Genomic DNA, 376 nt, shown 5'->3' on the forward strand with positions numbered 1-376 from the left:
CTGGTCGTGCGCGGGCACGGCCATTACGGCACCGGTGCCGAATTCCATCAGTACGAAGTTCGCGACCCAGACAGGGACTTCTTTGCCGGAAATCGGGTGAATCGCAGTGAAGCCGGTTTCCATACCTTTCTTTTCTGCGGTGGCAACGTCCGCTTCGGCGGTGCCGGACTTGCTGCATTCGTCGATGAACGCCGCGAGCTCAGGATTGTTCTCGGCGGCTTCTTTCGCCAGAGGGTGGCCCGCCGCGACGGCAACGTAGCTCACGCCCATCAGGGTGTCCGGACGGGTAGTGTAGATCTCAAGGCTGTCTGCTCGATCTTTGAGGCCAAATGCCATCTGGATACCGCGGGATTTGCCGATCCAGTTGCGCTGCATC

The 376-nt window shown here is 60.1% G+C and carries 1 pseudogene; it reads right to left on the reverse strand.

The window, feature by feature from the left end:
* A pseudogene (locus tag B2067_RS10830) lies at window positions 1-376 on the reverse strand (class I tRNA ligase family protein); the annotation flags it as partial.

The organism is Thalassolituus sp. UBA2590, assembly GCF_002339775.1.
In the GTDB taxonomy this organism is placed as follows: domain Bacteria; phylum Pseudomonadota; class Gammaproteobacteria; order Pseudomonadales; family Oceanobacteraceae; genus Thalassolituus.